Raw genomic sequence first — 26,554 nt, forward strand, 5'->3', positions numbered from 1 at the left:
CTACCCGGGGGCCAGGTGCCCGTTCGCCCATTGATTGCAGGCAACCGCAGAGTTGCCCCATCTGCCTGAGAGAGGAACCACCTCATGACACGGATCGCAACGCCCATCAGCGACATCAAGGAACACTACGACGTGATCGTCATCGGCTCCGGGTACGGCGGCGGCATTGCCGCTTCGCGCCTGTCTCGGGCCGGTAAAAAGGTGTGCCTGCTGGAGCGCGGTCGGGAAATCCAGCCCGGCGAATATCCCAACACCATGATCGCTGCGACCGAAGAGTTGCAGGTGCACGACCCGGACGGCCACATCGGCTCACGCACCGGGTTGTTCGATCTGCACGTCAACGCGCAGCAGAACGTAGTGGTCGGTTGTGGCCTCGGTGGCACGTCGTTGATCAATGCCAACGTTTCGCTGGAGCCGACAGCCGATGTGTTCAAGGATCCACGCTGGCCATTGGCGGTGCGTGAGGACCAGGATGGCTTGCTCAAGGAGGGCTACAGAAAGGCCCGGGAGATGCTCAAACCCAACGCTTATCCGGACAGCGCACCGAACCTGCCCAAGCTCGATGCCAACAAAAAGTCCGCGGACTTCCTCAAGCAAGGCGCGAACTTTTACAAGCCGCCGATCAACGTGACCTTCGACAAACTGCCGAACAACCTCAACCATGTCGGCGTCGAGCAACTGCCGTGCAACCACTGCGGCGACTGCGTTTCAGGCTGTAACAACAAGGCCAAGAACACCACGCTGATGAACTATCTGCCGGACGCCACCAATCACGGCGCGGAGATTTTCTGCCAGGCACAGGTACGGCATCTGGAGCGCGACGGTGATGGCTGGATCGTGCACTTCCAGTACCTCGACAGTGGCCGCGAGAAATTCGACGCACCGACCCTGTTCGTGAAGGCCGACATTGTCGTGGTATCCGCCGGCACTCTTGGTTCCACCGAGATTCTGCTGCGCTCGCGGGACAAGGGCCTGGCGATGTCCGGCCAGCTCGGCGAGAACATGAGCGGCAACGGCGACATCCTCGGCTTCGGCCACAACTGCGAGCAGACCATCAACGGCATCGGTTTCGGTACGCACTCGGCCAAGGAGATGAAACCGGTCGGCCCGTGCATCACGTCGGTCATCGACATGCGCAACGAGGGTGATCGCAGCAGCCGCATGGTCATCGAGGAGGGCTCGATCCCCGGCGCCCTCGGGCGGCCGATGGTCCCGGCGATGGCCGGGTTCGCTGAGATGATCGGCGTACCCACCGACGACAGCTTCAGCGGCAAAGTGAAGTACAAGGAGCGCGAAGCCGAAAGCTTCCTGCGCGGCCCGTACTACGGCGCGCTGCACAACATGCAGACGTACCTGATCATGAGCCACGACAGCGGCCAGGGGCGCATGGTCCTCGATAACAAGGACCAGCTGCGCATCGATTGGCCGGGCGTTGGCGAACAGGAAAACTTCAAGATCGGCAACGAACGGCTGTACCAGAGCACCAAGGCCTTGGGCGGGATCTGGGTCGAGAACCCGATCTGGACCAAACTGCTCAAGCACAGCATCGTTTCGGTGCATCCGCTGGGCGGTTGCGTGATGGGTGAAGACGCCGGGCAAGGCGTGGTCAATCACAAGGGCCAGGTGTTCAGCGGCGCCAGTGGCACCGATGTTTACACCAACCTGTACGTGACCGACGGCGCGGTGATTCCGACCTCATTGGCAGTCAACCCGCTGCTGACCATCTCCGCCGTGAGCGAGCGCAACATGGGTCTGCTGGCCGCCGACCGGGGCTGGAAGATCGACTACACGCTGCCGTCGGCGCCGCGTAAACAGACTGCGCCGCCAACCCTCGGCGTGCAGTTCACCGAAACCATGAAGGGCTACTTCTCCCGGGCCTTCACCGCTGCGCAGAGCACCGATCTCAAGGTCTACGAAGCGGCGGCCAAACGTGGCGAGGCAGACAATTCGCCGATCGACTTCACCCTGACCATCACCGCCAACGACCTCAACCGGATGATCAAGGAGCCGGAGCACGCCGCAACCATCGTCGGCACGGTGATCGCCCCGGCGCTGTCGCCGCAGCCGCTGACCGCCAGCAACGGCGTGTTCAACCTGTTCGAGCAATTCGAGCAGCAGGTCGATACGCGCCACATGAAATACGACATGAAACTGACCGCCGAGGACGGCAACGACTATTTCTTCAGCGCCTTCAAAACCGTGCCGGAAGACAACGGCGTGCTGAACATCTGGCATGACACCAGCACCCTCTACGTCACGTTGTATCGCGGCCCGGACAAGTCCGGCGAAGTCATCGGCTCGGGTGTGATGCACATCAAACCGGCGGATTTCGCCAAGCAGATGACCACCATGAAAGTCCTCAATGCGCGCAACGAGCGCGAGCGCATTGAAGGGCTGGCGCGGTTCGGCAAGTTCTTCGCCGGGATTCTCTGGGAGAGTTACGGCGGGGTGTTTGCCGGCGACAAATACTTCAACCCCGACGCACCGCCACGCTTGAAACGGCCGCTGGATGCGCCGACGCCGGATGTGCATTTCTTCCCCACCGAGGACGGTGTGGAACTGCGCCTGAGCCGCTATCAGGCCGGCAGCAAAGGCCCGGTGATGCTGGTGCACGGGTTGGGTGTGGGCTCGAATATTTTCTCCACCGATACCATCCAGACCAACCTGCTGGAGTTTCTCTGCAAACATGACTACGACGTGTGGCTGCTGGATTTCCGGGTGAGCATCCTGCTGCCGGCGAGCAAAAAGGAATGGAACGGCGACCAGATCGCCCAGTACGACTTCAAGGCTGCCATCGGGCAGATCCAGCAGCAGACCGGCGCGAAGGACGTGCAGTGCGTGGTGCATTGCTACGGCGCAACGACCTTCTTCATGTCGTTGCTGGCCGGGCTGCAAGGCGTGCGTTCGGTGGTCTGCTCGCAGATCGCCGCCGACACGGTGGTCGCGACGGCGACGGGGCTGAAGGCCGGTCTGCACTTGCCGGGGATGCTCGACGCCATCGGCATCAAATCCATGACCGCCTACGCCGACAGCAAGGAAAACTGGTTCAACCGCCTCTACGACAAGGCCCTCAACGGCTACGCCCGGATCGAAGCCCAGGGTTATTGCACCAACCCGGTGTGCCACCGCATCACCTTCATGTACGCCTCGCTGTACCGCCACGACACCCTCAACGAGACGCTGCATGACAACCTGCACGAACTGTTCGGCGAGTCGAACATCGAGACCTTCGAACACCTGGCGCTGATCGTGCGCAAAGGGCATCTGGTGGACTTCAAGGGCAACGATGTGTACATGCCGCACTTCGACCGGCTGACCATGCCGATCTGCTTCATCAGCGGCGCGGAAAACCAGTGCTACCTGCCGGAAAGCACGCTCAAGACCTACCAGCGGGTCTGCGAGAAACACGGGCCGGAGCGCTATAGCCGGCATGTGGTGCCGGGTTACGGCCACATCGATTGCATGTTTGGCAAGAACGCGGTGGTCGATGTGTATCCGATCATCCTTGAGCACCTGGAGAAAACGGCCCTCGGTTGATCTCGGACCGAGTCGTCCGCTTCGCGAGCATGCTCGCTCCCACAGGGTTTTGTGTCAGACACAAAACCAGCAGACACCGCCGTCCAATGTGGGAGCGGGCTTGCTCGCGAAGGCGGTAGGTCAGGCAATACATCTCTCGGGTTGCACAAGGAAATGGATGACATGGACAGCTACATCCGCTGGTTTCAACGCTTCATCTGGCTCGGCATTGCGATGAACATGGTGTTCGCGATCCCGGCGCTGTTCGCGCCGGGGTTGCTGACATCGGTGGTCGGCCTGCCGCCGCAACTCTCCGACCCGTGGCTGGAAAACGCCGGGATGCTGCTGGTGGGCATCAGCGTGTTCTACATGCCGTCGGGCTTCAACGCGCCACGCTACGTGGTGCATTCCTGGCTGTGCGTGCTGACGCGGCTGATTGCCGTGGCGTTCTGGATCTACCTGATCGACACCAGCAGCCAGGGCTCGGTGTTCGTACCGATGCTGATGGGCGATCTGAGTTTCTTCCTGATCCTCGGCATTCTGCTGTACCTCGGCACCACCCCTGAAAACCGACCATTGGCGCTGCTCTGTGACGGCTGGCGCGAATGGCGGGCGGCGTGGGCGCGGCATTGGCAGAACCACGCGTTCAAGGTCGGTACGCTGGTGGTGGTCGCGCTGTTGGCGTTCACCGGTTACCAGACCTGGTATCAGATGCTGCGGGTGGTGCCGGAGCAGGAATACGCCTCCGATGAAGATCATTACAAATACGCCGCCATTGGCCTGGGCATCGAAGCGCGGATCCCGTATTACCTGTTCTCCGTACTGCCGCAGATGTGCCCCGAGAAGATGCCGAAACCCGGTGGCTGGGAAGTCTTCGGCTTCCTGTTCGAGAACGGCAAGGACCTGCCGATCGGCATGGCCAAGCGGCAGATCGGTTACCCGACTGTCGAGCCGAACTGCGCTTTGTGTCACACCGGTTCCTACCGGGCGAATGCCAGCGACGTTGCGGTCAATGTGCCGAGTGCGCCGGCCAATACCCTGCAACTGCAGGCTTTCCAGTGGTTCGCCTACGATTGCGCCAGCGACCCGAAATTCACCACCGACGCGGTGATGGCGGCGATCAACAGCAAGTTCCAGCTCGGCTTTTTCGAGCGGCTCTACAACCGTTACCTGATCATCCCGATGGCCAAGACCGCGCTGCTCAAACAGAAGCAGGCCTACGCCTGGCAGAAATTGCGTCCGCCGCAGGGGCCGGGGCGTACCGACACCTTCAACCCGACGAAAATGGTGGTGTTCGGCTTCCCGGATGACTCGACCATCGGCACCGTCGACCTGCCGCAAGTGTGGAACCAGAAACCCCGGGAATCGATGTACCTGCACTGGGACGGCAATAACAACAAGATCCATGAGCGCAACTACGCCGCCGCCATGGCCGTGGGGGCGACGCCGGAATCGGTGCTCCCGCCGAGTTTCAATCGCGTGACCAATTGGCTGCTCGGACACAAGGCACCCGCGTGGCCGTGGGCACTGGATCAGGCCAAAGTCGCCCAGGGCAAACCGATCTGGGAAGCCAATTGCGCCGGTTGCCACGACTTCGGTCGCGCCGACACCGGGCAGGTCACCACCAACATCGACCAGCTCGGCACCGATCCGCATCGCCTCGACTCGTTCACCACCGGGTTGGTGGCGGCGTTCCACACCTTCAAGAAACCGCCGTTCGATTTCGGCGCCTACCGCAAGACCCAGAGCTACAGCAACACGCCCACCGACGGCATCTGGCTGCGCGCGCCTTATCTGCACAACGGCTCGGTGCCGACCCTGTGGGACTTGCTGCAACCACCGGAAAAACGTCCGCAGGTGTTCATCACCGGCTCCGATGTGTACGACCCGGTCAATGTCGGCTTCGTGACCAGCGGCGCGCAAGCGAAAGCCTCGGCGGACTTCAAGTACGACACGCGCCTGGAGGGCAATCACAACAGCGGTCACCTGTATGGCACGACGCTGTCGGACGACGACAAACGCGCGCTGATCGAATTCATGAAAACCCTGTGAACCCTTACGGATAGAGGATTACGCCATGTCAGCGGTCGGTCATCTGAAGCATGAATACGACAAGGTCAAAGTACGCTTGCACGGTTTGCTCACGCGCATCGAAATGGCCTGGATGAAGCTCATCAGCGAACTGGAACCCGAAGAGTTCCAGGCCATCATCAAGCTGCTCCAGCGCGGTCACGATCAGGCGCAGTACGTGCTGAAAAATGGTGAACTGCCGAATGACGAGCCGGCCGTGCCCTGGGAGTTGTCCCACGGTTTGTCGATCCTGCGCATCGGCAACGCGACGCCGCTGCCGCAATCGCCCGATCAACTGCAGACCAAGGTGCTCAAGGACGGCACGCTGCTGGGTTGTCGCAAATGGGAGCTACTGGATCTGCTGTGGAGCGAGGCGCTGCTCAAGTGGATCGAAAACCTGCGTCACCACGCGACCTTCGGCACCGACCCGGCGCTGGTGACCATGGATCGCGAAGTGACGTTGGCGATTGCCGGCGACTGGGGCACCGGGCCGTTCAACAGCCATGCACCGGCAGTGTCGGTGGCCAACCAGATGCAACTGGCCAATGCCGACTTCACCATTCACCTGGGAGATGTCTATTACGCGGGCACCCATTCCCAGGAAGACACCGACATGGCCGGCTGGCCGATGGGCACCCACGGCTCGTTCACCCTCAATTCCAACCACGAGATGTACAGCGGCGCCCACGGTTATTTCAAGGAACTGGCCGCGCGTTTTCCGGGGCAGCAGGGCACCAGCTACTTTGCCTTGATCAATGACGACTGGCTGATTGTCGGGCTGGACACGGCCTATGCCTCGGACGTGATGAACCTGTACATGGACGGTACGCTGAACGAACCGCAAATCGCCTGGATGAAGGCGCTGCCCAAACGCAAGAAGCTCATGGTGCTCAGCCATCATCAGGGCTTCGACATCACCGGGCACAACAAGACCGCACTGTATCAACCGGTGTGCGATGCACTGGGGCGCGAGCCGGATTACTGGTACTGGGGGCATCTGCACAACGGCATCGTCTATGCGACCCAGAGCGGTTTGCATGCGCGCTGCGCCGGGCACGGGGCGATTCCCTATGGCACCACCAGCGAGTTGAACGGGCATCCACGGATACTGTTTTCCGAGACCCAGGATGCGAAGGATCCGGACTATCCGCTAAGGGTTTTGAACGGGTACGCGAAGATCAGGTTGGTGGGGGAGGAGATTTTCGAGGAGTTTATTGGCGAGGATGGCAGTGTGAGGTGGTCATCCAAGTGATGCGATGACAGCGATGACGCCATCGCCAGCAGGCTGGCTCCCACACTGGATCTCTGGTGAACAGATATCTCCTGTGGGAGCCAGCCTGCTGGCGATGCTTTTGCTTTTATCCTTGGACCGGCACGCCTTTGAGGTACGGCGCAGGCTCGGCGCCGAGGTTGCTCAGCATCCGCTCGCTGTACCAGTCGACGAAGTTGACCACGCCGAACTCATAAGTCTTGGAGTACGGCCCCGGCTGGTACGCGGTGGAGTTGATCCCGCGCTGGTTTTCTTCGGCCAGGCGACGATCCTGATCGTTGGTCGCGTCCCACACCTTGCGCATGCGCTCGACGTCGTAGTCCACGCCTTCCACGGCATCCTTGTGCACGATCCACTTGGTGGTGACCATGGTTTCCTGGGCGCTGATCGGCCACACGGTGAACACGATGATGTGATCGCCCATGCAGTGGTTCCACGAGTGCGGCAGGTGCAGGATACGCATCGAGCCCAGGTCCGGGTTCTTGATCCGGCCCATCAGTTTGGCGCAGCCCTGTTTGCCGTCCATGGTCATCGACACGGTGCCTTTGAGCAGCGGCATGCGCACGATGCGGTTGCGCAGGCCGAAACTGGCGTGGGCATAAGGGATCTTTTCGGCTTCCCACGCGGCAGCAGAGGCGGCGACGTGGTCCTTGAACGCTTGGTCGGCACGCGGGTCGGTGACGTCGTCCCACTCCAGCAGGGTTTTCAGCAATTCCGGGTGCGAACCGTTGCAGTGGTAGCACTCGCGGTTGTTTTCCAGCACCAGTTTCCAGTTGGCCTTTTCCATCAAGGTGGTGGTAATCGCCACCTTGGTGTTCTCCATGTCGTAGGGTTCCATGTAGTGGTTCAGGGTCGAGAGGAAGTCATCGATGGCCGGCGGGTTCTCCGCCAGGCTGATGAAGATGTAGCCGCCGGCTGTCTTCACGTTCACCGGCTTGAGGCCGTACTGCTTCATGTCGAAGTCGGCGCCCATTTCGGTGCCGGCGAACAGCAGGCGACCGTCCAGCTCGTAGGTCCACTGGTGGTAGTGGCAGACCAGTTTGGCGACCTTGCCCTTGTCGCTGGTGCACAGGCGCGAGCCACGGTGGCGGCAGACGTTGTGGAACGCGTGCACCACGCCTTCGGCGCCGCGAATGACGATGATCGGGTTCTTGCCGATCTGCAGGGTGATGTAGTTGCCCTTGGCCGGGATTTCGCAGGTCATGCCGGCGATCAACCACTCTTTCTGGAAGATCTCCTGCATGTCGATATCGAACAGGCGCTCGTCACTGTAGAACGGTTGCGGCAGCGAATAGGTGCGCTCGCGCTCCTGCAGCATTTGTGCGGTGGCCTTGCGTGCGGGTTCCAGCAGGTCGCCCAGGCTGAGTTTTGCGGTGTCCATCGATGAATTCCTCAAGGCCATCTGCGTGGCCGCGAAAGTGGCTGATCGGGTGTGCGGCTAAAGGGTGCAACGCAAGGTGTAAAGAATCGGTTTGTAGTAGGGGCGAGTGTGGGGCCGCCGCAGGCGAGAACCTTATCCATGGGCGACATGGTGCAATCTGTTCCCGACGCGCAACCCCCGGTGGTTGGGGGCTGGTCGCGATAAGTATGTGAATGTCGCGGATAGGTAAACGGGCCGTTCGCGCTATACGCAGAATCGCCACATGAAGGCCGACAGTCGGCCGTGGAGAACAGCATGTCGAACAGCTTCCTGAATCCGGTCACCACCCAGACCTGGGCCAATGGCCGACACATCGTCCGTTGCGTCAAAGTCATCCAGGAAACCTGGGACGTGCGCACCTTCTGTTTCATGGCCGACCAGCCGATCCTGTTCTTCTTCAAGCCCGGGCAGTTCGTGACCCTGGAGCTGGAGATCGAAGGCCAGCCGATCATGCGTTCGTACACCATCTCCAGCTCGCCGTCGGTGCCGTACAGCTTTTCGGTGACCATCAAGCGCGTGCCGGGGGGCAAGGTGTCCAACTGGCTGCACGACACGTTGCACGAAGGCCAGGAGCTGGCGGTGCACGGCCCGGTCGGGCTGTTCAACGCCATCGACTTCCCGAGCCCGAAAGTGCTGTACCTCAGCGGCGGTGTCGGCATCACCCCGGTGATGTCCATGGCCCGCTGGTTCTACGACACCAACGGCAACGTCGACATGACGTTCATTCACAGCGCCCGTTCACCCAAAGACATCATTTACCACCGCGAGCTGGAACACATGGCGTCGCGGATCGACAACTTCAGCCTGCACCTGATCTGCGAGAAACACGGGCTGGGCGAGCCGTGGGCCGGTTATCGCGGCTACCTGAATCACAAGATGCTGGAACTGATGGTGCCGGACTTCCTCGAGCGCGAAGTCTTCTGCTGCGGCCCGACGCCGTACATGACCGCGGTCAAGCGCCTGCTGGAAAACGCCGGTTACGACATGAAGCGCTATCACGAGGAATCCTTCGGTGCCACGCCACCGGAAGCTCGCGCCGATGCGGTGGAACAGGCCGAACAGGCCGCCGAAGCACCGGAAATCCCGGTGGCGGATCTGCACCTGGTGGAATTCACCTCATCGGACAAGAGCATTCGCGTGGCCCCGGGCGAGACTGTGCATGCGGCAGCGGCCAAGGTCGGCCTGATGATCCCGAAAGCTTGCGGCATGGGTATCTGCGGGACATGCAAGGTGCTCAAGCTCGGCGGCGAAGTGGAGATGGATCACAACGGCGGGATCACCGAGGACGACGAGGCGGAGGGGTACATTCTTTCTTGCTGCAGCGTGCCGAAGGGGGATGTGCGGATCGAGTACTGACAGGCGCCGCAATTCCCTGTAGGAGCGAGCCTGCTCGCGATGAGGCCGGGACATTCAATGATGGTGTCGACGGCCCACTGCTATCGCGAGCAGGCTCGCTTCTACAGGGGAAATCAGACGGGGATTTTCAATTGATATTTAAATTATGTTGAGTACTCCGAGAGCCCCCAAAGCAAAAAAAGTGATACCGCTAAATAACTGACATCTGTGGAGTGTAAGCAGCGTGCGCTTAAAGTCGGGTGGGAATTTTTTAATGTCTTCCGCACTCAATCTCTCATGATAAATATGGATTTCCGGACGTTTCAGGAAACGGGAAATCTCTCCCATCATGTAGATGCGTCCCCACATGCCTCCATGCCATAGCATCATAAGACTGTAGCGGATCGGGCTGTTTTTAAGGCTCCTCATGATTAGTCTTATTTTCGTTTTTGCGATGTATAGCCAGATGCAATTAACGATCAGGAGTGCGGCGAAATTTATGATGCTCACGAGGATTAATGCATCTTTTACAGTTTCAAAGTTCATCTGATCCTCTCGTAAATCCGCTCGCCTGCACGCTCACCGCGATTTTCACCGATGTATCCGCCCGTAAAAGATCCAGCTCCCGCAGCCAGCACCCCGCACAACACCCCACCGATTCCTGCACTCGTAACCCCGATTGCCACGCAAATTGTCGGGGCTGCGGCTGCACCCAGAGCAGAACCGATAGCCCCACCCAGAAAACTTCCGGCTTCGGTGTATTTCATCTTTTCGCATGCCTCGGCACTCCCGTTCGTACAAACATCCTGAACCTTCATTGCCGAGGCTCCGCCACTCACGGCCGTACCAATCCATCCGCCATATTTGACGTATTGCGAGGCTTTCACTACGCCTTGAATGTGAGTGGCATAACCGGGAATCCGGCTGATCGCGTCGGCCTTTCTCCAACGGTGGACGAGATTGGACGTATCGATGCCCAGCGCGGCTTTCAGATTTGGATGGTCAGGAAAACCAATTGCCCGTTTAGTCAGAAAGTTGAGTTGAATATCAAGGCGGGCCAGCAATGTTTTACGTTCACTGAGGAATGCCTGTGTGCTCCCCTTTCCCTCGAAAGTTCGGACGTGCAGGGTTTCCAGATCACGTAAAACAGTTTTGATGCCATCCAGATGGTTAGCGGCCATAGCGGTAACAACCCCAATAACTTTTGACCCATCTGAAAGCGTCCTTCTGATGACCTCATAGTGCTGCGCAAAAAAGTCCGCCTCTTCCAGCGTCAACGGTGCCAGCGCCATGCTGACGATGTGCGCGGTTTCCATCAGCAGTGATTCTTCATAGGTGCATTGCTGATTGTCCGGGTCGCTCAGGACAATCAGCGTTCCGGCTTTCACCATGGGTTCCAGCGGATTGAGGCTTCTGAATTTGGCGATGACAGTCGGGTTGGGCGACGGAAACAGTCGCGCCTGCAGTTTCTCGGCGGACAGACTTTTGGGCACGATGTAGAACCCTGGCTCCTCAGGTGCCGGCAATTCCTGGGGCCAGTGTTCGCGGGGGAAAAATCGCAAGTCGTTGACTGGATGCGCAGAAGAGAGCGGGGCTGAGTTCAGGCGCGTCACTTTCAGATTCTGCTGGCGAACGGCCCGCAGTAAACGTTGCGGATCGGGGTTCGCTGCGGCCTGTGGAAGCATCGACAAGCGTGGTGTCCTGGCCGCGCCGGTGAGCGTGCCGTGTCTGTTTTGCTGCAGGGCTCGGGACTGGTTCAACAGGTTTCGTTGTTCCTGCGCAAGCGCATTGATCCCTTGCTGCGGCGTCAGGCGTCCGTCCGCTACCTCCTCGGTAATTCGCTTGGCGAAGTACGCGACTTGTTGATGGAATTGCACACGTGCAATGCCATACGCCAGATGACGGTTTCCGATGGTCAGTGCCTGCCCAAGCAGGTTGCCAGCGGCGTCCTGTACATCGCACAGATCATGCTGCCGTGAACTCAACCCGCTTCGCCCCACGAGCTATAGCCAGTGGTGCCTGCAATGTGGTGTACCCAACTGATGCCGCGGTAACGGATGGCCAGTTGTTCTTGGGGCTGGGCATCGTTTTGCAAAATCACGTGGGGCACATCCTGCGACAGTTCAGCGAGAACCGCCCCGTCGAGGGTGATCGAATAGAATTTTTCCTGCTGCCCCTGGGGCGACGTGCGGTAGAGGCTGATCGTGCAGTCCAGTTCTTCGCTGTTCGAATGCGCCTGAGCCAGCAATGGGGAAGATTTGTCGACCGCTTTGGTGATGATGACCGGCTGATGGACGGGTTTGCCGAGATTGGCGTCGCGGCGAATTTCATGGCTCAGGGCGAACACCATGATTTCATCGGTATGGGCCGTCTGGTATTTGTTGCCGACCGATTCCGGCGTCGAGCATCCGGCTGAAATAAGGCCCTGGATCTTGCCGGTGATGGTCATGTAGGCAGGGTTCGCCATAGTCTGCACTCCTCGAAAATGGAGTCGGCAGTCTATGGCGAGGCTTGTTTGAGTGATGTAGGACCTGGCGTAGGTCGTTTCTGAAAATGCTCAGTCGATAAACAGGTCAGGCATCAGTTTCGCGTTGCTGTCCGGTTCAAACCGATAGTGTTCGAATTCACTCACACCGTTCTCCCGCAAAATCTCCTCATCAATCAACAACCGCCCGGTAATCCGCCGCCCGCTGCTGCCCAGAATCACATGCGCCGCATCCGCCATGATCTGCGGCGTGCGCGCATGCTTGAACGACTCCCGGTTGCCCAGCTGAAACTCGATCGCCGCCGTGGCAATCATGGTCTGCGGCCACAGCGAATTCACACTGATCCCGTAGTTGGCGAATTCCTCGCTCATGCCGACGGTCAGCATGCTCATGCCGTACTTGGTTACGGTGTAGGGGCTGTATTGCGCGAACCATTTGCTGGCCATGTTCAGTGGCGGCGACAGGTTGAGAATGTGCCCGGCGGACTTCTTCAGATAGGGCAGGGCTGCCTGGCTGCAGAGCAACACCGCGCGGGTGTTGATCTGGTGCATCAGGTCGAAACGCTTGAGTTCGATGTGCTGCACACCGGTCAACTTGATCGCCCCGGCATTGTTCACCAGCGCATCGATCCCGCCGAAGTGTTCGTTGGCCTGCGCCAGTGCCTGGCGCACGGCCTCTTCCTCGCGCACATCGAGCTGCAGGGCCAAAGCCTTGCCGCCAGCCGCTTCGACTTCCGCCGCGACGCTGTGAATGGTGCCGGGCAACTTGGCGTGAGGCTCGGCGCTCTTGGCCGCGATCACGATATTAGCCCCGTCCCGCGCAGCCCGCAGCGCAATCTCGCGCCCGATGCCACGGCTGGCGCCGGTGATGAACAGGGTTTTGCCTTTTAGCGACATGCGGATGCTCCTGCTTATTGTTATGTGAGCGATGGCTCGACAGACAATGTAGACGATGGAGCTGAAACGGGAGGAGGTGAGCGGTGGCGGGGAGCAGGCTCCCGCGCCACGGGAAGGCGATCAGGCCGACATGACTTCGCGGATGTCGCGGGCCAGTTCACGCACGCGTTCTTCTTCGGTGTCCCACGAGCACATGAAGCGCGCGCCGCCCTTGCCGATGAAGGTGTAGAAGCGCCAGCCGCGAGCGGTCAGGGCGGCGATGGCCGGTTCCGAGAGTTGCAGGAACACGCCGTTGGCCTGGACCGGGAACATCAGTTCCACGCCCGGGATGTCGCTGACCAGTTCGGCCAACAGTTGCGCGCAGTGGTTGGCGTGACGAGCGTATTTGAGCCAGGCGTCGTTTTCCAGGATGCCGACCCACGGGGCCGACAGGAAGCGCATCTTCGAGGCCAGCTGCCCGGCCTGTTTGCAGCGGTAATCGAAGTCTTCGGCCAGTTTGTGGTTGAAGAACAGAATCGCCTCACCCACCGCCATGCCGTTTTTCGTACCGCCGAAGCACAGCACGTCGACGCCGGCCTTCCAGGTCAGGTCCGCCGGCGAGCAGCCGAGGAATGCGCAGGCGTTGGAGAAGCGGGCGCCGTCCATGTGCAGGTTCAGGCCCAGTTCCTTGCAGGTGTCGCTGATGGCGCGGACTTCTTCCGGGGTGTAGACGCTGCCGACTTCGGTGGCTTGGGTCAGGGTCACCACGCGCGGTTTCGGGTAGTGGATGTCCTGGCGCTTGAGCGCGACTTCGCGGATCGAGGCCGGGGTGATCTTGCCGTTTTCGGTGCCGGCGATCAGCAGTTTCGAGCCGTTGGAGAAGAACTCCGGCGCGCCGCATTCGTCGGTTTCGACGTGGGCGGTTTCCGAGCAGATCACGCTGTGGTAACTCTGGCACAGCGACGACAGCGCCAGCGAGTTGGCGGCGGTGCCGTTGAAAGCGAAGAACACTTCGCAGTCGGTCTCGAACAGCTTGCGGAAATAATCGGAGGCGCGTGCTGTCCACTCATCGTCGCCATAGGCGCGCTGGTGGCCGTGGTTGGCCTGTTCCATGGCAGCCCAGGCTTCGGGGCAGATACCGGAGTAGTTATCGCTGGCGAATTGTTGGCTCTTGTCGGTCATGGCCGGCTTCCGTGATCGAGGCGCTTGTGGCGCTTCGTGGGGTCAATGATGGTGCGCACTGTACCGAAGATCATCCGGGGAGCACACGGGATGTCGCTGTCAGAACTTTACAAGGATGCGAGCCGATTATGCACCTGAGCCGGCGCGACGGCGCACTCGATCTGCTCAAGTGGCTGGCGGTGCTGAGCATGCTGCTCGATCACCTGCGATATGTCGGGATCAGCGCCGATTGGCTGTATGTGCCGGGGCGGCTGGCGTTCCCGTGGTTCTGTCTGGCGATGGCGGCGAACCTCGCGCGGGACGGCGCGCGCAAGACCGAATGGCGCTATCTGGGCTGGTTGCTGCTGTTCAGTCTGTTCAGCGAGATTCCCTACCGTTTGTACATCCCCGATCCCGACACCTTGAACGTGATGCCCACGCTGGCGCTGGGTTTGCTGGTGGCGCGGGGCTGGCAGGATCGAACAGCGATTTCGCGACTACTGGGCGTCGGCGCCTTGCTGGTGGCCGCGTTGTTCCCGGAGCGACTGATGTTCGGTCTGTTCGGCGTCCTGCTGCCGCTGGCGACGTTGCTGGTGTTTCGCAAACCCTGGTATTTCAGCCTGCTGCCGGGGCTGGTGTGTCTGGCGGCGAATCAGTGGCAGGTGCTCTTCGAGTCCGCGCAGTTCGGCAACCGTGTGGCGCTCCTCGGCATTGCGACCTGCCTGATCGCGCCACTGGCCGGAATGTTCCTGTTGCGACATGCCGCTTTCCTCCGCGCGCCACCCCTGCGGCGCTGGGCGTATGCGCTCTATCCCGCGCATTTCCTCGTTCTTCTGGCCTTGCGCCAGCTGCTTGTTTGAGTCCATCGCTGTCGCCATGTCGTAAACGCACCTTTGCGTGGCGTCCGTAGGCATTTGACCTCCCTGCGCCGGCCATACCATCGGCATCAAAGGGCACTGCCATCTTTGCCAGTGCCTTACCGAGACGAATGGCGCACAGATGCCGCTGGGAGAGACGCGATGTTCAGCAAGCAAGACCGGATCCAGGGTTACGACGATGCACTGCTGGCGGCGATGAATGCCGAGGAGCAACGTCAGGAAGATCACATCGAGCTGATCGCGTCGGAGAACTACACCAGCAAGCGCGTCATGGAAGCGCAAGGCAGCGGCCTGACCAACAAGTACGCCGAAGGTTATCCGGGCAAGCGCTACTACGGTGGCTGCGAGCACGTCGACAAGGTTGAAGCGCTGGCCATCGAACGCGCCAAGCAACTGTTCGGTGCCGATTACGCCAACGTCCAGCCGCACTCCGGTTCCTCGGCCAACAGCGCCGTGTATCTGGCGTTGATCCAGGCCGGCGACACCATTCTCGGCATGAGCCTGGCCCACGGCGGTCACCTGACCCACGGCGCCAAGGTGTCCTCCTCGGGCAAGCTGTACAACGCCGTGCAGTACGGCATCGACACCAACACCGGCCTGATCGATTACGACGAAGTCGAGCGTCTGGCCGTCGAACACAAACCGAAAATGATCGTTGCCGGTTTCTCGGCCTACTCCAAGACCCTCGACTTCCCGCGCTTCCGTCAGATCGCCGACAAGGTCGGTGCGCTGCTGTTCGTCGACATGGCCCACGTGGCCGGTCTGGTGGCTGCCGGTCTGTACCCGAACCCGCTGCCGTACGCCGACGTGGTCACTACCACCACCCACAAGACCCTGCGCGGTCCCCGTGGCGGCCTGATCCTGGCCAAGGCCAACGAAGAAATCGAGAAGAAGCTCAACGCCGCGGTATTCCCCGGCGCCCAGGGCGGCCCGCTGATGCACGTCATCGCCGGCAAGGCCGTGTGCTTCAAGGAAGCGCTGGAGCCTGGCTTCAAGGCCTATCAGCAACAAGTGATCGACAACGCCCAGGCGATGGCGAGCGTATTTATCAAACGTGGCTACGATGTAGTGTCCGGCGGCACCGACAACCACTTGTTCCTGGTCAGCCTGATCCGTCAGGGCCTCACCGGTAAAGACGCGGACGCCGCCCTCGGTCGCGCCCACATCACCGTCAACAAGAACGCCGTACCGAACGACCCGCAGTCGCCGTTCGTCACCTCCGGTCTGCGCATCGGCACCCCGGCGGTGACCACCCGCGGCTTCAAGGTGGCGCAGTGCGTGACGCTGGCCGGCTGGATCTGCGACATCCTCGACAACCTCGGCGATGCCGATGTCGAGGCCAACGTCGCCCAGCAGGTTGCGGCCCTGTGCGCAGACTTCCCGGTTTATCGCTGAGCGTTCTGGAGTAAATGACTATGCAACGCTATTCGGGCTTCGGCCTCTTCAAGCACTCCCTCAGCCACCACGAAAACTGGCAGCGCATGTGGCGCACGCCGACCCCGAAAAAGGTCTACGACGTGGTCATCGTCGGCGGCGGCGGGCACGGTCTGGCGACTGCCTACTATCTGGCGAAAGAGCACGGCATCACCAACGTGGCCGTGGTCGAGAAGGGCTGGCTGGGCGGCGGTAACACCGCGCGCAACACCACCATCGTTCGCTCCAACTACCTGTGGGACGAGTCGGCGCACCTGTACGAACACGCGATGAAACTGTGGGAAGGCCTGTCTCAGGACCTGAACTACAACGTGATGTTCTCCCAGCGCGGCGTCTACAACCTGTGCCACACCTTGCAGGACATTCGTGATTCCGAGCGTCGGGTCAGCGCCAACCGCCTCAACGGCGTCGACGGCGAGCTGCTCAACGCCAAGCAAGTCGCGGACGAAATTCCGTACCTCGACTGCTCGAAAAACACCCGCTACCCGGTGATGGGCGCAACCGTTCAGCGTCGCGGCGGCGTGGCCCGTCACGATGCCGTGGCGTGGGGCTTTGCCCGTGCCGCCGACGCCCTGGGCGTGGACTTGATCCAGCAGACCGAAGTGATCGGTTTCCGCAAGGAAAACGGCGTGTGCATCGGCGTCGAAACCAACAAGGGTTTCATCGGCGCCAAGCGCGTCGGCGTGGTCACCGCCGGTAACTCCGGGCACATGGCCAAACTCGCCGGTTTCCGTCTGCCGATCGAATCCCACCCGCTGCAGGCGCTGGTGTCCGAGCCGATCAAGCCGATCATCGACAGCGTGATCATGTCCAACGCCGTGCACGGTTACATCAGCCAGTCCGACAAGGGCGACCTGGTGATCGGCGCCGGTATCGACGGCTACAACGGCTACGGCCAGCGCGGTTCGTACCCGGTGATCGAGCACACCATCCAGGCCATCGTCGAGATGTTCCCGGTGCTGTCGCGGGTGCGCATGAACCGTCAGTGGGGCGGCATCGTCGACACCACACCGGACGCCTGCCCGATCATTTCGAAAACCCCGGTGCCGAACATGTTCTTCAACTGCGGTTGGGGCACCGGTGGCTTCAAGGCCACACCGGGCTCGGGCAACGTATTTGCCGCGAGCCTGGCCAAGGGTGAAATGCACCCGCTGGCCGCACCTTTCTCCATCGACCGTTTCCACAACGGTGCGTTGATCGACGAACACGGCGCTGCGGCTGTCGCCCACTAACAGGAGAAATCCCATGTTGCATATCTTCTGTCCTCACTGCGGCGAACTGCGCTCCGAAGAGGAATTCCACGCATCCGGCCAGGCGCACATCCCGCGTCCGCTGGACCCGAACAGCTGCACCGACGAGGAGTGGGGCGACTACATGTTCTTCCGCGACAATCCGCGCGGTCTGCACCACGAGTTGTGGGATCACGTCGCCGGTTGCCGCCAGTACTTCAACGTCACCCGCGACACCGTGACCTACGAGATTCTCGAAACCTACAAGATCGGCACCAAGCCGCAATTCACCGACAAGGCTGACCCTGCTAAAACAGCCACGCCGGCGCTGGGAGAGAAGGTATGAGCCAGACCAATCGCCTGTCCAACGGTGGACGGATCGACCGCAACAAAGTGCTGAGCTTCACCTTCAACGGTCAGAGCTACAAAGGCTTCGAGGGCGATTCGCTGGCCTCGGCGCTGATCGCCAACGGCGTCGACATCATCGGCCGCAGCTTCAAGTATTCGCGCCCTCGCGGCATCTTCGCCGCCGGTGCCGAAGAGCCGAACGCCGTGCTGCAGATCGGTGCGACCGAAGCTACCCAGATCCCTAACGTGCGCGCCACGCAACAGGCGTTGTACCAGGGTCTGGTCGCCACCAGCACCAACGGCTGGCCGAGCGTCAACAACGACATGATGGGGATTCTCGGCAAGGTCGGCGGCAAGCTGATGCCGCCGGGTTTCTACTACAAAACCTTCATGTACCCGCAGTCGTTCTGGATGACTTACGAGAAGTACATTCGCAAGGCTGCCGGTCTTGGCCGCTCGCCGACCGAAGTCGATCCGGACACCTACGACTACATGAACCAGCACTGCGACGTGCTGATCGTCGGCGCCGGCCCTGCCGGTCTGGCCGCTGCCCTGGCCGCTGCGCGCAGCGGTGCCCGGGTGATCATCGCCGATGAACAGGAAGAGTTCGGCGGCAGCCTGCTCGACTCCCGCGAAAGCCTCGACGGCAAGCCTGCGGTGGAGTGGGTCGCCAGTGTGGTTGCCGAACTGAAGAACACCCCGGACGTGCTGCTGTTGCCGCGCGCCACGGTCAACGGTTACCACGACCACAACTTCCTGACCATTCACGAACGCCTCACCGATCACCTCGGCGACCGCGCGCCGATCGGTCAGGTGCGTCAGCGCATCCACCGTGTCCGCGCCAAGCGTGTGGTGCTGGCCACCGGCGCTCACGAGCGTCCGCTGGTCTACGGCAACAACGACGTGCCGGGCAACATGCTGGCCGGTGCGGTGTCGACTTACGTGCGCCGTTACGGCGTGGCACCGGGCAAGAAACTGGTGCTGACCACCAACAACGATCACGCCTATCGCGTGGCGCTGGACTGGCTCGACGCCAGCCTGCAAGTGGTAGCCATCGCCGACGCCCGCAGCAATCCGCGTGGCGCATTGGTTGAAGAAGCCCGCGCCAAAGGCATTCGTATCCTCACCGGCAGCGCCGTGATCGAGGCCCGTGGCAGCAAGCGTGTGACCGCTGCCCGCGTGGCCGCCATCGATGTGAAGGGCCATGCCGTGACCAGTCCCGGCGAGTGGCTGGACTGCGACGTGATCGCCAGCTCCGGCGGCTACAGCCCGGTGGTGCACCTGGCTTCGCACCTCGGCGGCAAGCCGATCTGGCGCGAAGACATCCTCGGTTTCGTACCGGGCGAAGCACCGCAGAAGCGCGTGTGCGTCGGTGGCATCAACGGCGTCTACGGTCTCGGCGATTCCCTGGCAGACGGTTTTGAAGGTGGCGTGCGCGCTGCGGCCGAAGCCGGTTTCCAGACCGTCGAAGGCGTGTTGCCGAAAGCCCTGAGCCGCCATGAAGAACCGACGCTGGCGCTGTTCCAGGTGCCGCACGAGAAGGGTACTTCCCGAGCACCGAAGCAATTCGTCGACCTGCAGAACGACGTGACCGCCGCCGCCATCGAACTGGCGACCCGCGAAGGTTTCGAGTCGGTCGAGCACGTCAAACGTTACACCGCGCTGGGCTTCGGTACCGATCAGGGCAAGCTCGGCAACGTCAACGGTCTGGCCATCGCCGCCCGTTCGCTGAACGTGACCATCCCGCAGATGGGCACCACGATGTTCCGTCCGAACTACACGCCGGTGACATTCGGTGCTGTAGCCGGCCGTCACTGCGGGCACATTTTCGAACCTGTGCGTTACACCGCACTGCATCAATGGCACCTGAAAAACGGCGCCGAGTTCGAAGACGTCGGCCAGTGGAAACGTCCGTGGTACTTCCCGAAAAACGGCGAAGACATGCATGCCGCGGTCAAGCGCGAGTGCAAGGCTGTGCGCGACAGCGTTGGCCTGCTGGATGCTTCGACCCTGGGCAAGATCGACATCCAGGGCCCGGACGCCCGTGAGTTCCTCAACCGCGTCTACACCAACGCCTGGACCAAGCTCGACGTGGGCAAGGCCCGCTACGGCCTGATGTGCAAGGAAGACGGCATGGTCTTCGACGACGGTGTGACGGCGTGTCTGGCCGACAACCATTTCGTCATGACCACCACCACTGGCGGCGCGGCTCGCGTACTGCAGTGGCTGGAGCTGTACCACCAGACCGAATGGCCGGAAATGAAGGTGTACTTCACCTCCGTCACCGACCACTGGGCGACCATGACCCTGTCCGGCCCGAACAGCCGCAAGCTGCTCAGTGCCGTGACCGACATTGATCTGGCCAACGAAGCGTTTCCGTTCATGACCTGGAAAGAAGGTCTGGTCGGCGGTGTGCCGGCGCGGGTATTCCGCATCTCGTTCACCGGCGAGCTGTCGTACGAAGTCAACGTCCAGGCCGACTACGCGATGGGTGTTCTGGAGAAGATTGTAGAGGCAGGGAAGGCGTTCAACCTGACGCCATATGGCACCGAAACCATGCACGTCCTGCGGGCCGAGAAGGGTTTCATCATCGTCGGCCAGGACACCGACGGCTCGATGACCCCGGACGACCTGAACATGGGCTGGTGCGTCGGTCGCACCAAACCGTTCTCGTGGATCGGCCAGCGCGGCATGAACCGTGAAGACTGCGTGCGTGATCAGCGCAAGCAGCTGGTGGGCCTGAAACCGATCGATCCGAACGTCTGGCTGCCGGAAGGTGCACAACTGGTGTTCAACACCAAGCAGACGATCCCGATGACCATGGTCGGCCACGTGACCTCCAGCTACGCGCACAACTCCCTCGGTTATTCGTTTGCCATGGGCGTGGTGAAGGGCGGTCTGAAGCGCCTGGGCGAGCGGGTGTTCGCACCGCTGGCGGACGGCAGCGTGATCGAGGCGGAAATCGTTTCTTCGGTGTTCTTCGATCCGAAAGGCGATCGCCAGAACATCTAATTGATCGCTCCCGTGCCTGGCGCGGGAGCGGCACAGAATTCAGGAAGGGTGCTTTATGACCGCAGCCAACGTTTACCAACAACGCCCGACCACCGGGGCCAAGGCCGAGTCGTCGCTGCATCACGCCGACCTCGCCAGCCTGGTCGGCAAGGGCCGCAAGACCGCCGGCGTGACCGTGCGCGAGAAGAAACTCCTCGGCCATCTGACCATTCGTGGCGACGGCCACGATGCCGCGTTCGCCGCCGGCGTGCACAAGGCCCTGGGCATCGAGTTGCCGGGCGCCCTGAGCGTGATCGTCAAAGGTGAAACCAGCCTGCAATGGATGGGGCCGGACGAGTGGCTGTTGATCGTGCCGAGCGGCGAAGAGTTCGCTGCCGAGCAGAAACTGCGCGAAGCGCTGGGCGATCTGCACATTGCAATCGTCAACGTCAGCGGAGGCCAACAGGTACTCGAACTGAGCGGGCCGAACGTGCGTCAGGTGCTGATGAAGTCCACCAGCTACGACGTGCACCCGAACAATTTCCCGGTCGGCAAGGCCGTGGGCACGGTGTTCGCCAAGTCGCAGCTGATGATCCGCCACACCGCCGAAGACACCTGGGAACTGCTGATCCGTCGCAGCTTCTCGGATTACTGGTGGTTGTGGTTGCAGGATGCGTCCGCCGAATACGGCCTTAGCGTTCAGGCGTAATGATCGTTCCCACGCTGTGCGTGGGGACGAGTAGAGGAGAAAAACAACAATGAGCCGCGCCCCGGATACATGGATTCTGACCGCCGACTGCCCCAGCGTTCTCGGCACCGTGGACGCGGTGACGCGTTTTCTGTTCGAGCAGGGTTGCTACGTCACCGAGCACCACTCGTTCGATGACCGGCTCTCGGGCCGTTTTTTCATTCGTGTGGAATTCCGTCAGCCCGACGGTTTTGACGAGCAATCCTTCCGCGCCGGCCTCGCCGAGCGCGGTCAGGCGTTCGGCATGATCTTCGAGCTGACGGCGCCGAACTACCGACCGAAAGTGGTGATCATGGTCTCCAAGGCCGATCACTGCCTCAACGACTTGCTCTACCGCCAGCGCATCGGCCAGTTGTCGATGGACGTGGCGGCGGTGGTGTCGAACCACCCGGACCTCAAGCCGCTGGCCGACTGGCACCAGATTCCCTACTACCATTTCCCCCTCGACCCCAACGACAAACCGGCCCAGGAGCGGCAGGTGTGGCAGGTGATCGAGGAGGCCGGCGCCGAACTGGTGATCCTCGCCCGCTACATGCAGGTGTTGTCGCCGGAGCTGTGCCGCAAGCTCGATGGCAAAGCGATCAACATTCATCACTCTCTGCTGCCGGGCTTCAAGGGCGCCAAGCCGTATCACCAGGCTTACAACAAGGGTGTGAAACTGGTGGGCGCGACGGCCCACTACATCAACAACGACCTCGATGAAGGGCCGATCATCGCCCAAGGCGTCGAGGCGGTGGATCACAGTCATTACCCCGAAGACCTGATTGCCAAGGGCCGCGACATCGAAGGCCTGACCCTGGCCCGGGCCGTGGGGTATCACATTGAGCGGAGGGTGTTCCTGAACGCCAACCGCACCGTCGTTCTTTAAGTCATAACAACGCAAGACCAACAAGCAATAACCCGAGCACTTAACGCGCTGCCTGCCTGGGCGGCGTGGTTCCATAAAAACAACAGCGAGGTGAAAGCATGTCTGGCAATCGTGGTGTGGTGTATCTCGGCGCTGGCAAGGTCGAAGTACAGAAAATCGACTATCCGAAAATGCAGGATCCGCGCGGCAGGAAGATCGAGCACGGTGTCATCCTGCGTGTGGTTTCAACCAACATTTGCGGCTCCGACCAGCACATGGTGCGCGGCCGTACTACCGCTCAGGTCGGTCTGGTGCTGGGGCACGAGATCACCGGTGAAGTGATCGAGAAGGGCAGTGACGTCGAAAGCCTGAAAATCGGCGACCTGGTGTCCGTTCCGTTCAACGTGGCTTGCGGGCGCTGCCGTTCCTGCAAGGAGCAACACACCGGCGTCTGCCTGACCGTCAACCCGGCTCGTGCCGGCGGTGCCTACGGTTACGTCGACATGGGCGACTGGACCGGCGGCCAGGCCGAATACGTGCTGGTGCCGTACGCCGACTTCAACCTGCTGAAACTGCCGGACCGCGACAAGGCCATGGAGAAAATCCGTGACCTGACCTGCCTCTCCGACATCCTGCCGACCGGTTACCACGGTGCCGTTACTGCTGGCGTCGGCCCGGGCAGCACCGTTTATATTGCGGGCGCCGGTCCGGTTGGTCTGGCGGCGGCTGCTTCGGCCCGTCTGCTCGGCGCAGCGGTGGTGATCGTCGGTGACGTCAACACCATCCGCCTGGCCCACGCCAAGGCTCAGGGTTTTGAAATCGTCGACCTGTCGAAAGACACCCCGCTGCACGAACAGATCGCCGCGCTGCTGGGCGAACCTGAAGTGGATTGCGCGGTGGACTGCGTGGGCTTCGAAGCTCGCGGCCATGGTCACGACGGCGTCAAATCCGAAGCCCCGGCCACCGTGCTCAACTCGCTGATGGGCGTGGTGCGTGTGGCCGGCAAGATCGGTATTCCGGGCCTGTATGTGACCGAGGATCCGGGTGCCGTGGACGCAGCCGCGAAAATGGGCAGCCTGAGCATCCGCTTCGGCCTCGGCTGGGCCAAATCCCACAGCTTCCACACCGGCCAGACTCCGGTGATGAAGTACAACCGTCAGCTGATGCAGGCAATCATGTGGGACCGCATCAACATCGCCGAAGTGGTGGGCGTGCAGGTCATCAGCCTCGACCAGGCGCCGGAAGGTTACGGCGAGTTCGATGCGGGCGTGCCGAAGAAGTTTGTGATTGATCCGCATAAGTTGTTTAGTGCGGCGTAAGTTGTAGCCACGAAAAAGGGCGACCGGTCAGGTCGCCCTTTTTCGTGAAATTGTCTTGTGCTGTCATCGAAACGTTCGACTAATTGAACGCGCACTTTTGAACGTCACCGTCCTTCGTTGCGCAATCATCGTTTTTCCAGTCTGGTCCGGTCAGATTGATCGGCGATCCTTTTTTCAAGACCAGTGAGGCGCCAATTTCCGATCCTTTGCTTTCGTATTGGCAAATGACTCGGGCCGCATTGGTAGTCGTTTCTTTTGCTCGTGCGGCAGTGAAGGGAAGTGCCTGGACATCGCTTTCACTGGCGCTGCCGGGATCAACATCAACTTCAACCTTGCCATAGGGACTCGTTGCTTCGAATTTACCGTCACTCAGTTTTTTGAATGACGTGGCCTCCAGGCAATTTGCATAGACAGTGCTGCTGAGTGTCAGGGCGATGACTGAACCGGCAATCAGATATTTGAGCATGGGACGTACTCCGTTACAGGGTTGGAGGACACATGTTCAGATACTGTCGTTTTTTAAGGTACTGTCAGATCTGACAGTCAATAAGCCTGTTTTGGAATAAAGGATGCGTTGGCAATTACTCTTGAGGGAGAGAGCGTCGTTGTCCGCTCCCGATCTTATTCAAAGCGCCGCCAACGCGCCTTGATAGAGAACCGGCCCCGTCGGCTGCCCGGTCGGCGATCCACCCTTCGGCTCAAGACTCACCGCCAGCGCAATCGGCTTGCCGATCAGCGCTTTCTGCGCGTCGCTCAATTCCACCTTGCCTTTGCCGCCTGCCGGGATCACGCCTAGGGAGATCGGCTTGCCATCGGCGGGGATCGCCCACAGTTCCAGACTGCGCTGAGGGTCGACAGCCGCCAGCGTCAGCGGCTCGACTTGCAGGTAATTGTCATGGGCCTCGACCTTCAATGCCGGTTGCGCGTCGGCGCTCAGCAGGGTGGCGCGGTAGCGGGCGTCGTCTTGGGTGTACAGCGAGCCGAGGAACACCAGCACCACGATGGAAGCCAGGGCCGCCGTCACCCGCAGCCAGTTCCAGAACGGACGTTTTTCGGGCACATGCAGTTCTTGCGGTTCGATCCGTGCGGTAACGCCATGCCACACGCGCTCCGGCACCGGAACCTCCGGCAATGTTTCGGTGAGGCTGGCGAGGCTCTCCTGCCAGTGTGCCAGTTCGGCGCGCAGGGCGGCGTCTTCCAGCAGCAGTTGCTCGAAACGCCGACGGGCTGGCGCAGCCATCAAGCCGATGGCGTAATCGGCGGCGAGGGCGCGGCGCAGGGCAGGGGTCTGGTAGTTCATGATTCAAGGCACCGGCGCAGGCGCTCCATGCCCCGGCGAATCCACGACTTGACAGAGCCCAGCGGCGCCGCCAGATGCTCGGCCAGTTCAGAACAGGACAAACCCTGAAAGTAAGCCACGGTGATCGACCGACGCTGCATGCCTTCAAGGGTTTCCAGGCAGCGGTTCAGGGCCGTGGCTTCGCGGGCGCTGTTCAACAGGTCATGAGCCGAAGGATTTTCATCCACCAGGGCTTCCTGCTCGAAATCAGTCAAAGGCCGGTCGCGATGCTTGCGCAACTGGTCGATGGCCTGATTGCGAGTGATGTTGATCATCCAGGTCATCGGTGCCGACAGGTGCGATTCGTAGCGCGAGGCGTTGTTCCAGATGCGAACGAAGCTTTCCTGCAACACTTCTTCGGCCAGGTCCGGGCGGCCCATGAACCGCAAGGCCACGCCGTGCAGGCGCGGCCCCACGCTGCGGTACAGGGTTTCGAAGGCACGGCGGTCGCCCAGTGAACACTGGGCCAGCAATTGCCGGAGCTGATCGGTGTCGGCGAGGGTAATGACGAGTCTCCAGACAGGGCGGGCGCTGGTTTCGGGTAGTTCACAGGCTAGTTCAGCTATAGCGCTCGTGCCATTCATCATGGGGTTTCCGGGGTTTCACGTTTCATATACGCGGCCGGGTTCAGAATGGATGCGCTACGCTCGGAACAGGCTGGCGAATCGCCGGTCAAACCGACAGTTTTGCCACCCGTGACGGGCGGTTTTTCATGACGAAAGAGGATGTCTGGATGAAGATTTCACGCGGTTTCGCACTGGCTTCGCTGATGACGGTTGTGGCGAGCCCGGTTTTCGCAGGTTTCAGCCTGGATGACGTGACCAAGGCAGCCTCCAGCATGCAGGGCGGCAACGCCGCCACTGCCGCCGCGCCGACCTCGGAAACCGCCGGTTTGCTGCAGGCGGTCACCGGTCTGGGGGTTACACCACAACAAGCCGTTGGTGGCACCAGTGCAATGTTCGGCCTGGCGAAGAACAAGCTCAGCGGCAGCGACTATTCGGAACTGGCCAAGAGCGTGCCGGGGCTCGACAAGCTGTCGGGCGGTGCCGGTCAGTTGGGCGCGTTGAGCAGCGTGCTCGGTTCTTCCGGCAAGTCGGCGGGGCTGGATAACGCGCTGGGCAATGTGAAGAGCACCAGTGACCTGAACAGCGCGTTCGGCGCACTGGGCATGGATAACAGCATGGTCGGCCAGTTCGCCCCGGTCATTCTTAAATACCTCGGTGACCAGGGCGTTGGCGGTTCGCTGCTGAAAACCCTCGGCGGTGTCTGGGGCGTCGGCGGTTGACCG

Annotated in this window: 21 protein-coding genes; 13 read left to right on the forward strand and 8 right to left on the reverse strand. The window is 61.1% G+C overall.

What is annotated here, in order from left to right:
• Nucleotides 1-84 precede the first annotated feature (84 nt).
• The 3 genes from AC07NR_RS12735 to AC07NR_RS12745 all read left to right on the forward strand — a co-directional run bounded on the left by AC07NR_RS12735 (nucleotide 85) and on the right by AC07NR_RS12745 (nucleotide 6,838).
• A complete protein-coding gene (locus tag AC07NR_RS12735; protein WP_495078678.1) occupies nucleotides 85-3,537 on the forward strand; it encodes an alpha/beta fold hydrolase in 3,453 nt (1,150 codons plus the stop codon).
• Nucleotides 3,538-3,699: 162 nt separating this feature from the next.
• Nucleotides 3,700-5,568, forward strand: coding sequence for a c-type cytochrome (locus AC07NR_RS12740; protein ID WP_495078679.1), 1,869 nt, complete (start codon nucleotides 3,700-3,702; stop codon nucleotides 5,566-5,568).
• Nucleotides 5,569-5,593: 25 nt separating this feature from the next.
• Nucleotides 5,594-6,838: a metallophosphoesterase family protein gene (locus AC07NR_RS12745; protein ID WP_495078680.1), complete on the forward strand. Its 1,245-nt coding sequence runs from the start codon at nucleotides 5,594-5,596 to the stop codon at nucleotides 6,836-6,838.
• Nucleotides 6,839-6,944: 106 nt separating this feature from the next.
• Here the strand turns inward: AC07NR_RS12745 and gbca are convergent, their stop codons facing one another.
• Nucleotides 6,945-8,237 carry a glycine betaine monooxygenase oxygenase subunit gene (gbca, locus tag AC07NR_RS12750; protein ID WP_114885985.1) on the reverse strand — a complete coding sequence of 431 codons (1,293 nt, stop codon included), beginning with the start codon at nucleotides 8,235-8,237 and terminating at the stop codon, nucleotides 6,945-6,947.
• A 294-nt stretch (nucleotides 8,238-8,531) separates the two neighbouring features.
• Between gbca and gbcB the strand changes: the two genes are divergently transcribed.
• On the forward strand, nucleotides 8,532-9,632 hold the full coding sequence (gene gbcB, locus AC07NR_RS12755; protein ID WP_085709156.1) for a glycine betaine monooxygenase reductase subunit: 1,101 nt from the start codon (nucleotides 8,532-8,534) through the stop codon (nucleotides 9,630-9,632).
• Nucleotides 9,633-10,153: 521 nt separating this feature from the next.
• Here gbcB and AC07NR_RS12760 read toward each other — a convergent pair.
• From AC07NR_RS12760 to AC07NR_RS12775, 4 genes are all read right to left on the reverse strand, one after another.
• Entirely contained in the window at nucleotides 10,154-11,596 is a 1,443-nt protein-coding gene (locus AC07NR_RS12760) for a hypothetical protein (protein WP_495078681.1), read from the reverse strand.
• Nucleotides 11,593-12,078 (reverse strand): Hcp family type VI secretion system effector, encoded by a 486-nt coding sequence (locus tag AC07NR_RS12765; protein WP_495078682.1) that lies wholly within the window; start codon nucleotides 12,076-12,078, stop codon nucleotides 11,593-11,595. The genes AC07NR_RS12760 and AC07NR_RS12765 overlap by 4 nt, the downstream gene beginning before the upstream one ends.
• A 90-nt stretch (nucleotides 12,079-12,168) precedes the next feature.
• Complete coding sequence (locus AC07NR_RS12770) at nucleotides 12,169-12,993, reverse strand: SDR family oxidoreductase (protein ID WP_119427600.1); 825 nt, start codon at nucleotides 12,991-12,993, stop codon at nucleotides 12,169-12,171.
• Nucleotides 12,994-13,113: 120 nt separating this feature from the next.
• Nucleotides 13,114-14,154 carry a threonine aldolase family protein gene (locus AC07NR_RS12775; RefSeq protein ID WP_007959802.1) on the reverse strand — a complete coding sequence of 347 codons (1,041 nt, stop codon included), beginning with the start codon at nucleotides 14,152-14,154 and terminating at the stop codon, nucleotides 13,114-13,116.
• Nucleotides 14,155-14,282: 128 nt separating this feature from the next.
• On the opposite strand from AC07NR_RS12775, the gene AC07NR_RS12780 reads away from it, so the two are divergent.
• The 8 genes from AC07NR_RS12780 to fdhA all read left to right on the forward strand — a co-directional run bounded on the left by AC07NR_RS12780 (nucleotide 14,283) and on the right by fdhA (nucleotide 23,927).
• Entirely contained in the window at nucleotides 14,283-14,993 is a 711-nt protein-coding gene (locus tag AC07NR_RS12780) for a TraX family protein (protein WP_495078683.1), read from the forward strand.
• Between the two features lie 159 nt (nucleotides 14,994-15,152).
• Complete coding sequence (gene glyA, locus AC07NR_RS12785) at nucleotides 15,153-16,406, forward strand: serine hydroxymethyltransferase (protein WP_085709159.1); 1,254 nt, start codon at nucleotides 15,153-15,155, stop codon at nucleotides 16,404-16,406.
• Between the two features lie 20 nt (nucleotides 16,407-16,426).
• A complete protein-coding gene (locus AC07NR_RS12790) occupies nucleotides 16,427-17,677 on the forward strand; it encodes a sarcosine oxidase subunit beta (protein ID WP_003206307.1) in 1,251 nt (416 codons plus the stop codon).
• A 13-nt stretch (nucleotides 17,678-17,690) separates the two neighbouring features.
• On the forward strand, nucleotides 17,691-18,020 hold the full coding sequence (locus tag AC07NR_RS12795) for a sarcosine oxidase subunit delta (protein ID WP_085709160.1): 330 nt from the start codon (nucleotides 17,691-17,693) through the stop codon (nucleotides 18,018-18,020).
• The gene (locus AC07NR_RS12800; protein WP_423204447.1) at nucleotides 18,017-21,034 is read left to right on the forward strand and encodes a sarcosine oxidase subunit alpha; all 3,018 of its coding nucleotides are present in this window, start codon (nucleotides 18,017-18,019) and stop codon (nucleotides 21,032-21,034) included. The genes AC07NR_RS12795 and AC07NR_RS12800 overlap by 4 nt, the downstream gene beginning before the upstream one ends.
• Before the next feature lie 55 nt (nucleotides 21,035-21,089).
• Nucleotides 21,090-21,722 carry a sarcosine oxidase subunit gamma gene (locus AC07NR_RS12805; RefSeq protein WP_064599941.1) on the forward strand — a complete coding sequence of 211 codons (633 nt, stop codon included), beginning with the start codon at nucleotides 21,090-21,092 and terminating at the stop codon, nucleotides 21,720-21,722.
• A gap of 49 nt (nucleotides 21,723-21,771) precedes the next feature.
• Nucleotides 21,772-22,629 (forward strand): formyltetrahydrofolate deformylase, encoded by an 858-nt coding sequence (gene purU / locus AC07NR_RS12810; RefSeq protein WP_007959808.1) that lies wholly within the window; start codon nucleotides 21,772-21,774, stop codon nucleotides 22,627-22,629.
• Nucleotides 22,630-22,727: 98 nt separating this feature from the next.
• On the forward strand, nucleotides 22,728-23,927 hold the full coding sequence (gene fdhA / locus AC07NR_RS12815) for a formaldehyde dehydrogenase, glutathione-independent (protein ID WP_011336270.1): 1,200 nt from the start codon (nucleotides 22,728-22,730) through the stop codon (nucleotides 23,925-23,927).
• 79 nt (nucleotides 23,928-24,006) lie between these two features.
• On the opposite strand, the gene AC07NR_RS12820 is transcribed toward fdhA, so the two are convergent.
• The 3 genes from AC07NR_RS12820 to AC07NR_RS12830 all read right to left on the reverse strand — a co-directional run bounded on the left by AC07NR_RS12820 (nucleotide 24,007) and on the right by AC07NR_RS12830 (nucleotide 25,850).
• On the reverse strand, nucleotides 24,007-24,393 hold the full coding sequence (locus AC07NR_RS12820) for a hypothetical protein (protein ID WP_102619754.1): 387 nt from the start codon (nucleotides 24,391-24,393) through the stop codon (nucleotides 24,007-24,009).
• 159 nt (nucleotides 24,394-24,552) lie between these two features.
• Nucleotides 24,553-25,227, reverse strand: coding sequence for an anti-sigma factor (locus AC07NR_RS12825; RefSeq protein ID WP_495078684.1), 675 nt, complete (start codon nucleotides 25,225-25,227; stop codon nucleotides 24,553-24,555).
• A complete protein-coding gene (locus AC07NR_RS12830; protein WP_495078759.1) occupies nucleotides 25,224-25,850 on the reverse strand; it encodes a sigma-70 family RNA polymerase sigma factor in 627 nt (208 codons plus the stop codon). Before AC07NR_RS12830 ends, AC07NR_RS12825 begins: the two co-directional genes overlap by 4 nt.
• Before the next feature lie 149 nt (nucleotides 25,851-25,999).
• Between AC07NR_RS12830 and AC07NR_RS12835 the strand changes: the two genes are divergently transcribed.
• Nucleotides 26,000-26,551 (forward strand): DUF2780 domain-containing protein, encoded by a 552-nt coding sequence (locus AC07NR_RS12835; protein WP_495078685.1) that lies wholly within the window; start codon nucleotides 26,000-26,002, stop codon nucleotides 26,549-26,551.
• Nucleotides 26,552-26,554: the final 3 nt, after the last annotated feature.

The sequence above is a fragment of the Pseudomonas sp. GW821-FHT09C09 genome, from assembly GCF_059418105.1.